The 9,965-nt window shown below is 57.4% G+C and carries 11 protein-coding genes; 4 read left to right on the top strand and 7 right to left on the bottom strand.

Going from position 1 to position 9,965, the window contains the following annotated elements; genetic code table 11:
- The first annotated feature begins 64 nt into the window (after positions 1-64).
- From G494_RS0108685 to G494_RS0108670, 4 genes are all read left to right on the top strand, one after another.
- A complete protein-coding gene (locus tag G494_RS0108685; protein WP_028584223.1) occupies positions 65-847 on the top strand; it encodes an acyl-CoA dehydratase activase in 783 nt (260 codons plus the stop codon).
- A 57-nt stretch (positions 848-904) separates the two neighbouring features.
- Positions 905-2,044 carry a double-cubane-cluster-containing anaerobic reductase gene (locus G494_RS0108680; protein WP_028584222.1) on the top strand — a complete coding sequence of 380 codons (1,140 nt, stop codon included), beginning with the start codon at positions 905-907 and terminating at the stop codon, positions 2,042-2,044.
- A 65-nt stretch (positions 2,045-2,109) separates the two neighbouring features.
- A complete protein-coding gene (locus G494_RS0108675) occupies positions 2,110-3,108 on the top strand; it encodes a sugar ABC transporter substrate-binding protein (protein ID WP_028584221.1) in 999 nt (332 codons plus the stop codon).
- Positions 3,109-3,854: 746 nt separating this feature from the next.
- On the top strand, positions 3,855-4,571 hold the full coding sequence (locus G494_RS0108670; protein ID WP_028584220.1) for a sulfite exporter TauE/SafE family protein: 717 nt from the start codon (positions 3,855-3,857) through the stop codon (positions 4,569-4,571).
- Between the two features lie 95 nt (positions 4,572-4,666).
- Here the strand turns inward: G494_RS0108670 and G494_RS0108665 are convergent, their stop codons facing one another.
- The 7 genes from G494_RS0108665 to dapF form a co-directional block, all read right to left on the bottom strand.
- Positions 4,667-5,332, bottom strand: coding sequence for a transglycosylase SLT domain-containing protein (locus tag G494_RS0108665; RefSeq protein ID WP_028584219.1), 666 nt, complete (start codon positions 5,330-5,332; stop codon positions 4,667-4,669).
- 83 nt (positions 5,333-5,415) lie between these two features.
- Positions 5,416-6,060, bottom strand: coding sequence for a fructose-6-phosphate aldolase (gene fsa / locus G494_RS0108660; RefSeq protein ID WP_028584218.1), 645 nt, complete (start codon positions 6,058-6,060; stop codon positions 5,416-5,418).
- A complete protein-coding gene (locus G494_RS22610; protein ID WP_035245944.1) occupies positions 6,057-6,326 on the bottom strand; it encodes a YHS domain-containing protein in 270 nt (89 codons plus the stop codon). Before G494_RS22610 ends, fsa begins: the two co-directional genes overlap by 4 nt.
- 78 nt (positions 6,327-6,404) lie before the next feature.
- Entirely contained in the window at positions 6,405-6,992 is a 588-nt protein-coding gene (folK, locus tag G494_RS22605) for a 2-amino-4-hydroxy-6-hydroxymethyldihydropteridine diphosphokinase (RefSeq protein ID WP_051305542.1), read from the bottom strand.
- 62 nt (positions 6,993-7,054) lie between these two features.
- The gene (dapB, locus tag G494_RS0108645; RefSeq protein WP_028584217.1) at positions 7,055-7,867 is read right to left on the bottom strand and encodes a 4-hydroxy-tetrahydrodipicolinate reductase; all 813 of its coding nucleotides are present in this window, start codon (positions 7,865-7,867) and stop codon (positions 7,055-7,057) included.
- Positions 7,868-8,099: 232 nt separating this feature from the next.
- On the bottom strand, positions 8,100-8,984 hold the full coding sequence (gene dapA / locus G494_RS0108640; RefSeq protein WP_028584216.1) for a 4-hydroxy-tetrahydrodipicolinate synthase: 885 nt from the start codon (positions 8,982-8,984) through the stop codon (positions 8,100-8,102).
- A gap of 140 nt (positions 8,985-9,124) precedes the next feature.
- The gene (gene dapF / locus G494_RS0108635) at positions 9,125-9,964 is read right to left on the bottom strand and encodes a diaminopimelate epimerase (protein ID WP_028584215.1); all 840 of its coding nucleotides are present in this window, start codon (positions 9,962-9,964) and stop codon (positions 9,125-9,127) included.
- Between the last annotated feature and the right edge of the window lies 1 nt (position 9,965).

Below are 9,965 nucleotides of genomic sequence, written 5' to 3'. Positions count from 1 at the left end.
TTTTCAAGGTACCCATAACCTTTCAACACACATCATCTACAGACAGCAGGAGCTGGTACAAGCCATGAAATATGCAGGAATTGATATTGGTTCACGAACCATCGAGCTGGTAGTGGTCAACGATCTGGGTGAGATCACGTACAGCTGTCAGGCAGACACAGGTTTTGACCCCATGGCTGAGGCCAAACGAATGGTGAACCAATCCGACCATAACCACATTATCGCCACAGGTTATGGTCGGAATTTATTTGAAATTTCATTTAATGCAGCCACCGTCACAGAAATCAAAGCCCACGCAAAAGGGGCAAGGTCATGTTTTCCAAACGCTCAAACCGTTCTTGATATCGGCGGTCAGGACAGCAAAGCCATCTCGATGCTTGAAAACGGGCGGGTCCATAAATTTGAGATGAACGACAGATGTGCAGCGGGAACAGGCAAGTTTATGGAGATCATGGCCCGAAGTCTCGGTTTTGATATCGAAAATTTTGGAGAAGAAGCGCTCCGTGCCAACAATGAGCTGAAAATATCGAGTATGTGTACGGTCTTTGCTGAATCTGAGGTCACCTCACTTATCGCCAGGGGAGAAAACCCCCAGGAGATCGCCCTGGGCCTTCACACCAGTGTGATCAGCCGAGTTGCTGCAATGATTAACAGGGTCTCACGTGCAGGAGACATTATTTTTTCAGGAGGCGTAGCCAAAAACCCGTGTATGCAGAAGCTCCTGACTGAAAAGCTGCAACGCAGCGTGCTGATCCCAGAAAACCCTCAACTCATCGGAGCCATTGGCGCAGCACTGTTAGCAAGAGAAGCGGCACAACATCCTCCAGAGAGACATCCCAGCCTGTAGCGTTATCCAGCCGGGACCAACCCACCACCCATCCCTACCACCACATAAGGAACTGTCATGACAACGGAAATAATGAACTCACTCCAACAGATATTTGACCAGAATCTTAATGACCTTGAACAGGCAAAAGCGGATGGCAGAAAAGCTATTGGCTTTTACTGCCTCTATTCACCCACCGAAATCGCAGTTGCCGCAGGTGCAATTCCTCTTCCCCTCTGCGGAACACGCAACGACCCGATTGCCGAAGCAGAAGAGGTTTTACCTCGTAATCTCTGCCCTCTCATCAAGAGCAGCTTTGGATTTGCCGTGAGTGATACCTGTGCCTTCTTTCGCACAGCTGATCTTATTGTGGGCGATACAACCTGTGACGGCAAAAAGAAGATGTTTGAACTGCTCAACAGGCATAAAGCCACCCATGTCCTCCAACTCCCCCAGAACCAGGATACCGACCTTTCCATGTCCCTCTGGAAATCAGAACTGGAGCGCTTCAAGGATCTTGTTGAAACCTATACCGGGGTAACTATCGACGAAGAGAAATTGGCTGATGCGATCAGACTGATGAACAGGGAACGGAATGCCAGAAAGGCGCTCATGGACCTGAACATGGCAAACCCCATCCTCCTGAGCGGTTCCCAGATTTTAGAGATCCTCTTCAAAATCGGTTTCCTTGCAGACAAGGAAAAAGGAATATCCTTTATGGAGGAAGTCGCGGCAGAAGCCAGAAAAGGCACCTTTCAGGATGACATTCCAGCTCACGGTGGAGGCAAAAGGATTGTACTCACCGGGGTACCGACAGGACTCGGGAGCGATAAGGTAATAAAGATCGTTGAGCAGTGTGGCGCCAACATCGTGGCCTTTGAAAACTGCTCCGGCTACAAACAGGCATTTACGGTGGACGAAGAAAAGCCGGCCATGGATAGCCTCGCAGAGCAGTATCTGGCCACCCCCTGCTCCGTCATGAGCCCCAACATTGGCCGTTTTGACCTCCTCGAAGAGATGATCCGCGACTTTAGGGCAGACGGTGTTATCGATCTCACCTGGCAGGCATGCCACACCTACAATGTAGAAGCATATCAAATAGATGAAATGGTGCAGGAAAAATTCAACGTTCCCACCCTTCACCTGGAAACCGACTATTCCGAAAGCGATACAGAGCAGCTTCGGGTGCGCATTGAGGCGTATCTGGAAATGATCTAATCCATTGTTTTGGCATCGTGCCCAACTTACCAGAACCAAAAAATTACAAACAGACGGAAAAACAAATGAAAAGTCAGACAGCATTTTTCCTTGCAGCCATGGCCCTGGTCGCATTGATCGCAACAACCGCCTCTGCCGGCAAAGAGCTCTCCCCTCTTGGCCAGAATACCACTATCTGGTTTGACACAGGTGGCCCTGTCGGCGGACCCTACAACACCATTGTTCAGAATGGGGCCATGCAGGCCGCCAGTGATATGGGTGCTGATGTTACCTATCTCTACTCAGATTGGAACCCGGAAAAAGTAATCGAAAATTTCAAGAAAGGAGTCGCAGCGAAGCCCGACGGTATTGTGCTCATGGGGCTCCCTGGTGATGATTCCCTGGCACCCTTCATTGATGAGGCCTTTGCTAAAGGGATCATCGTAACCTGTGTGGATAGCGGTTTACCGAAAACCTTAAAGAAATTTAAAGCCAAAGGATTCGGATTCATAGGCACTGATTACGATCTTATGGGAAGGGTACTGGCGGAAGAATCTCTTAAACGATCGGGCCTTGCAAGTGGGGACCGGGCAATGATCTGGGGACTCAAACGCCTGGAAGATCGGGGAAAGCGTGCACGTGCCATGATCCGCACCCTGGAAACTGCTGGCATAATCGTCGACTATATCGAAATCAGCCCGGAGGTGGACAAAGATTCTGCAATGGGTGTCCCGATTATCACCGGATACCTCGCCAGCCATCCTGACTGCAAAATGATGCTCATTGATCACGGCGCACTGACATCTCAAACAGAGAATTTTTTGAGAGCTGCTGGTGTAGCAGCAGATGATATTTTTGTGGGCGGCTTTTCCCTCTCTCCAGCAACGGCCACAGCCATTGAAAATGGATATGTGGATCTGGTTTCAGAGATGCAGCCTTATCTTCTCGGATACCTATCCGTCGCCCAGATCGTTCTCACCAAAAAATACGGCTTTACCGGCCTGGAGATCGATACAGGCGGTGGCTTGGTTCACAAAGACAACATCGCCCTGGTTGCCCCCCTTGCCAAAAAAGGCATCCGTTAACCAGAGTTGCCGGCAAAGGTCTCCGGGCCACCTTGAAAGATGGCGTTTTCTTTCAGCCTCGGGAGATAGATTGAATTTCTTGGTACTCAGGCAGGGGACAGCTTTTTTGCTGTATTGCCACCCGGGAGAGAGTCCAGAATCCTGGTTAGCTACTTGGTGTCTTTGCAGTCGTCCTGCCCGCACAGGCGGGCAGGACGGTAGAGCCGAGGGCAGGGCGAGAAAAGAAGGAACGAGCAGATCGCTCTGCAGCAGCACTACAAAGAGAGTAAGACAAGATAATCCCCGATATACTTGCGCTTATGGTGAGGGCGCAGCATTTTTCAGAGTCGTCATTCCCGCGCAGGCGGGAATCCAGTTCTTGAGGGAGCAGGCTGCCCCTGGCATCTGGCAACCCTGGGAGCCACAGGCTTTAGCATTGATTACAGCCTGGGATGAAGCCCCCCACACTGCCGCCCCTGTGCACTCCATAGAAAAAACAATATCTTTGCGTCCAGGGCGACTGCCGGTTTCACCAGGCCGGCAAGGGGGGGGACAGGTCCTCTAAGAGCTGCGATCTCCAGGGAATGGCGGCTTACTCTGCTCAAGGTGGACAGGGAGAGAGTCCTGACTTGCGCTCGCCGGGCTGCAGCAGTAGGATGGCGGCTGGTTGCCGGCTGCACGACTGCAGCTCCAGGCAAGAAGACAGCGCCCTGATCCCCCCAGTTGAGCCGGGCTCAGGACGAGACCAGGCTCAACCAGGATCAGCCATGCTTTCCCTGCTCCTTGCAGCACTCATCTTTCTCTTGGCCGGCTTTATCCAGGGCATGACCGGCTTTGGCGCCGGCCTGGTGGCCATTCCCCTGCTCTGCCTGGTGGTGGAGGTCAAGCTGGCGGTCCCCCTGGTCATCCTCAACGGGGTGATCCTGACCAGCTACATGGCCTACCGCTTCCGTTCTGCCATGGATCGGACCAGGATCCTTCCCCTGATCCTGGGCACCCTCCCCGGCATCCTGGCAGGCACCCTCCTGCTGAAAAGCATCGCTCCCGGGCAACTGCGTCTGCTGCTGGGGATCATGCTGATCGGCTACTCTGGCTATAACCTGCTTGCCCGCCCCAAGCCGCTCCAGCTGGCCACCATCTGGGGCTACCTGGCCGGTTTTATCACCGGTACCATCACTGCCATGCTCAGCGCCGGCGGCCCGCCGGTGATCATCTACACCACCCTCTCGGACTGGAGCAAGGAGCAGATCAAGGCGACCCTGAGCGGCTTCTTCTTTGTCAACTCCCTGGTCGCGGCCACCGCCCATGCGCTCAGCGGCATGACCACCCTCCTGACCCTGCACTACTTTGCCGTCACCTTTCCCTTTGTCCTGGCCGGCACGGCCCTGGGCGCTCTCTTGACGGACCGGATCAACCGCCAGACCTATCTCAGGCTGGTCTACCTGCTGCTGATTGTCTTTGGGAACCTGCTGCTCTGGGGATAAGTGCTGCCCGGCCGGAAAGCAGGCGGCCTAAGCCCGGCACCATGGGCTGAACCAGGCCGGGAGCGGATGATAGAGGACGCTGGCCGGGAGAAGGCTCAGCGGGTTACCAGGCTGCGGATATTGATCCTGCCGGTCAGACGCTGGCGGCCGCGATAGGAGGCGTAGTGGCCCATCACCTTGGTCACATAGGCCATGGTCTCGGGAATCCGGGGGATGGTGCCAAAGGGTTTGACTCGACCGGGACCGGCGTTATAGGCAGCCAGGCTGAGTTCTACGTCACCATGGTAGCAGTCCAGGAGCCCACGGAAGTAGCGGGTGCCGCCCTCGATGTTCTGACGGACATCAAAGGGGTCGCTCACCTTGAGGTCACCGGCCGTGCCCGGCATCAGCTGCATCAGGCCCTGGGCACCCTGGGAGGAGACGGCCAGGGGGTTGAAATCGGACTCGGCCTTGATGATGGCCCGGATCAGGAGGGGGTCCACCTTGTGGAGGGCCGCTGCCCAGCGGATATGGCGATAGAATGCCCGGGGCGACATCACCCTTTTCTTCTGGCCCGGCTTGGCCGTGCAGCGTATCGTCTGGAGTTGGGAGGACGGGGTGAGGGCGGTGACGCCCTGGCGGAGGCGGAGCCTGCCGTCTGCGGGAATGTTGGTGTAGTGAACCGCACCATGTTCATCCTGGTAGCTGTAGATCGCAGCCAGGAGGGTTCCGGGGAGAAGGACCAGAATAGCCAGCAGGGATACCAGGGTAGTTTTCACCATACTCCACTCACCTCTTGCCTGAAAGCCCCCCTCATCAGCCAGGGGGCTGACATGGAGGGGCGCCTCCAGGATATTTTCAGGGATTACTTCTGACGCTTCTCCCAGTCTGCAAGAAACTGCTGCATGCCGATGTCGGTCAGGGGATGCTTGGCCAACTGGGCAATAACCTTATAGGGGATGGTGGCGATATCGGCACCAACCAGGGCAGAGTCGGCCACATGCATGGGCGAACGGACAGAGGCAACAATCACCTCGGTGGCATAACCGAAATTTCTGAAGATCGTCATTATATCGGCCACCAACTCCAGGCCGTTAATGGAAATATCATCCAGACGACCGACAAAGGGGCTCACATAGCTGGCACCGGCCTTGGCGGCCAGCAGGGCCTGGGTGGAAGAAAAGATCAGGGTAACGTTGGTCTTGATGCCTTCTGCGGCCAGACGCTTGACCGCCTTCAGCCCCTCTTCGATCATCGGTACCTTGATCACGATCTTGTCGCTGATCTTGACCAGTTCACGGGCCTCGGCCACCATGCCGTCGGCTTCCAGGCTGACCACCTCGGCACTGACCGGACCATCGACGATGGCGCAGATATCCTTCAAGATCTCGGTAAAGGGGCGCTGCTCCTTGGAGACCAGGGAGGGGTTGGTGGTCACGCCGTCGACCATGCCGATTTCCAGCCCCTTCTTGATCTCTTCAATATTGGCTGTATCTATAAAAAACTTCATAATTCTCCTTCTGGATTGTCTGTAAAGGTATCACAACATTTTTCACTGCAAAAGTAGTAGGTCTTGCCGTCCCTGCGCAGACGAACCGCCTGTTTTTTGGGGATCAGGGTATGGCAGACCGGATCTTCGACCAGCACATCTTCCACCTTGCTCTCTTTCTTTCCGGCAGAAGATTTTTTCTCCAGCTGCTGGAGCAGCATGCTGCGCAGCAACCGGTAGCCGATATAGAAGAGAACGGCGAGTATGACCAAACGAACAGGGGTCATCTATCTACCTGTTTTTGAATATTTTCATCCAAGACATCGTCCCACATGGGTCTATTATATCCGCAGGGGGGCAAAAGTCTAATCAATTACACCTGACCCGGAAAAATTCCGGCCACCCTCCCTCTGGCTGCCGGCAGGCCAGTTCAGCCGCTCCAGCTGCCCTCCCCTGCCAGCGGAGATCAGCTCTGCCAGGAGGGCGCCGACGGAGCGTCCGCGGGGACCATGGATCAGCTCAGGAGCGATCTCGGCCAGGGGCTGGAGCACAAATGCACGGCCATCCATCTCGGGATGGGGAACCACCAGGCTGGGGCTGCGGATACGCTCTTGATCAAAGAGGAGCAGGTCCAGGTCCAGGGTTCGGTCCTGGTGGCCGGGCAGCTGGGCAGACCTGCGTCGGCCCGCCCTCTGTTCCAGCTCCTGGAGCCAGGCCAGCAGTCCCTCGGCCGGGAGACTGGTCCGCAAGATACCGGCAGCATTGATGAACCAGTGAACACTCTCCATGTCCACGGGTTCGGTGCGATAGGGGTGGGAAAGCGAGAGGGGCCGCACCTGCTGGTGGGCCCCCAGATCCTGCCAGGCGCGGTGGACCGTGGCCAGGGAATCGCCCAGGTTGGATCCCAGGCTGATGGCCGCCAGGTGGGGAAAGGCAGGGGTGGGAGTGGGCACGATGGCAGCGCTGGCGGCGATAAGGGGACGTTGCTGAGGATCGGACGGCTGCTCGGAGCTGCTTAAAAGTCGGCCAGATCCAGGACATCGAACATGGTATAGACCCCGTTGGCCTGCGCCGTTACCCAGGCCGCGGCCAGGACGGCGCCCCGGGCAAAGTTGTCCCGGTTGGTGGCCCGATGGCTGATCTCCAGCCGCTCCCCGGCACCGGCAAAGTAGACGGTGTGTTCGCCGACGATATCACCGCCGCGGATGGTCTGGATGCCGATCTCGGTGTCGCTACGTTCGCCGATGATGCCGTTACGCTCCATGACCCCCACCTCCTGGAGATCACGCCCCAGGCCCTTGGCAGCCATCTCACCCAGCTTGAGAGCGGTTCCCGAGGGGGCATCCTTTTTCAGGCGATGATGGGCCTCGACGATCTCCACATCATAGGCGTCGCCGAGCACTCCAGCGGTCTTTTCCACCAGCTTGAAGAGCACGTTGACCCCCACCGCCATGTTGGGCGACTGGACGCAGGGAAAGCTGGACTCTGCCAGCCCCCGGATGATCTCCGCCTGCTCGGGAGTCAGGCCGGTGGTACCGATGACCATGGCGGTCTTGTGGCGGGCAGCGATCCGGGCAAACTCGACGCTGGCCTCGTGAAAGGTGAAGTCGATGATCACATCGCCCTGATCCACCACCGACTCCAGGCCAGGGGAGATCATCACCCCGGTGGCACCGACCCCGCTGACCACGCCTGCATCCTCGCCCACCGCGGTACTGTCGGGATGTTCAAAGGCTGCAGCAAGCTCCAGCTCAGGATGGTGATGGACCATGTGGATGATGCGCTGTCCCATTCTGCCGCCGGCACCGGCAACGATTACTTTGTTCATATTCACACCAAAAAAATTCTGATTAGCTATCGTACTCAGCCGAAACTAGCTGCCCATCCAGACAGTGGACTGATTTTTTTTCTCTTTTCAAACAGGGAAGGCAGCTTCATTTTCAAAAAGAGCCCTGAAAAGAGAGCTGCCCCCGAGCCCTGTACCGAGCAGTTCAGTCTGTCTCCCGAGGGTAGAGTTCCATGGCCCTTGAGGGAAAAAATCCCCCGGCGATATCTGCGGATTATGCCAGCAGATTCAGCTCCTGCATACAGCTGCGCACCTGTTCCTCAGCAGCCGCGTCCATCTCGGTCATGGGCAGCCGCACCTCTGAGGAGCGGATCCGGCCCATCAACTCCAGGCCCCGCTTGGCAGGAGCCGGGCTGGGATAGCAGAACATGGCTCCCATCAGGGCAAAGAGCTCGTAATGCAAGCCGTTGGCCTGCTTGAGATCGCCTGCCAGGGCGGCGTTCATCATGGCTGCGGTCTTGGCCGGCTCCAGGTTGGAGACCACCGAGATCACCCCCTTGCCGCCGACCAGAACCGAAGGCATGGCCGTAAAATCGTCGCCAGAGAGGACCACAAAGTCCTTGGGACAGCTGCGGATGAGCTCACTGATCTGGTTGAGGCTGCCGCAGGCCTCCTTGATCCCGATCACGTTGTCCAGCTCGGCCAACCTGGCCACCGTGGCCGGCAACATGTTGGTTACCGTCCTGCCGGGTACGTTGTAGAGGAGCATGGGGATGTCCACCGCATCCAGCACGGCCTTGAAGTGCCGGTAGAGCCCCTCCTGGCTGGGCTTGTTGTAGTAGGGCACCACCGAGAGCACCGCATCGGCACCCGACTCCTTGGCCGACTCGGTGAGCTCGATGGCCTCGGCCGTGTTGTTGGCACCGGTACCGGCGATGACCGGCACCCGGCCGGCAACGGTCTTCACGGTCAGCTCGATGACCCGCTTATGCTCAGCAAAGCCCAGGGTTGCAGACTCCCCGGTGGTACCGCAGGGCACCAGCCCGTGGATGCCGCCGGCAATCTGGAACTCGATCAAATCGATCATCCCCTGCTCATCTACCTGGCCATTGAGCATGGGCGTGACCATGGCTGTAATGGCTCCCTCTATCCTTCCCATTGAGTTCTCCTCAGCGCACTCTCATGCTCGCGCAGAGAGTGCCTTCATTCTTGTGGCTACCTTGAAAAAAGAGGCCAGCTGATCGCCGGACCATGCCGCTTCCGACAGGGGCCGCCGACCAGCTGGCCATAAAACAGTACTTATCCGTGTAACGATTCCCGGTTCAGTTCGCCCTTATAGATGATCCGGGCCGGCCCCTGGAGCAGCAGCCTCTCGCCCTCTCCCCCGGGCTCAGGGCTAATCTGGATGGTCAACCGCTCATTGCCCGCGGTCACCACCTCTACCGGCGGCTTCACCAGCCCCAGGCGGGTCGCCACCAGGGCACAGGCCACGGCACCGGTGCCGCAGGCCATGGTCTCATCCTCCACGCCCCGCTCATAGGTACGCACCCTGAGGCCCTCGGTGGTGTGGACCACGAAGTTGACATTGGTCCCTGCCGGGGCGAACTCTGGATGGTTCCGGATCAGCCGGCCCCTGGCCACCACATCCACCGAGTCGAGGTCATCGACAAAAGAGACCACATGGGGGACGCCGGTATCCACGAAGTGGATATCCTGGACCTGACCATCCACCTCCAGGCCACGACAGAGGGTCAGCGAGTGGGCCGGGGGCATCCGGACGGCCACCTGGACATCCGCCACCTTGGCCTCGACGATGCCGGCCAGGGTTTCAAAACGCATGCTGGCCGGAGCCAGGCCGTGCATGTAGGCAAAACGGGCCACGCAGCGGGCGCCGTTGCCGCACATCTCGGCCATTGAGCCGTCGGCATTGTAAAAGTGCCACTTGAAATCGGCCGTCTCCGACTCTTCCAGGAGAAAGAGGCCGTCTGCGCCCACCGAAAAGCGGCGGCGGCAGACCAGCCTGGCAAACTCGGCCTGATCCTGGGGAGCAATCAGCGGGCTGCGGTGATCGATAATGATAAAGTCATTACCAGCGCCACTCATCTTGACAAAGGGGATGGGACATTGAGCGATCTGCATA

It is taken from the genome of Desulfogranum mediterraneum DSM 13871, from assembly GCF_000429965.1.
Classification (GTDB): Bacteria; Desulfobacterota; Desulfobulbia; order Desulfobulbales; family Desulfobulbaceae; genus Desulfogranum; species Desulfogranum mediterraneum.
Note: the sequence above shows the minus strand (reverse complement) of the source record. Positions and strands in the feature narration are given on the sequence as shown.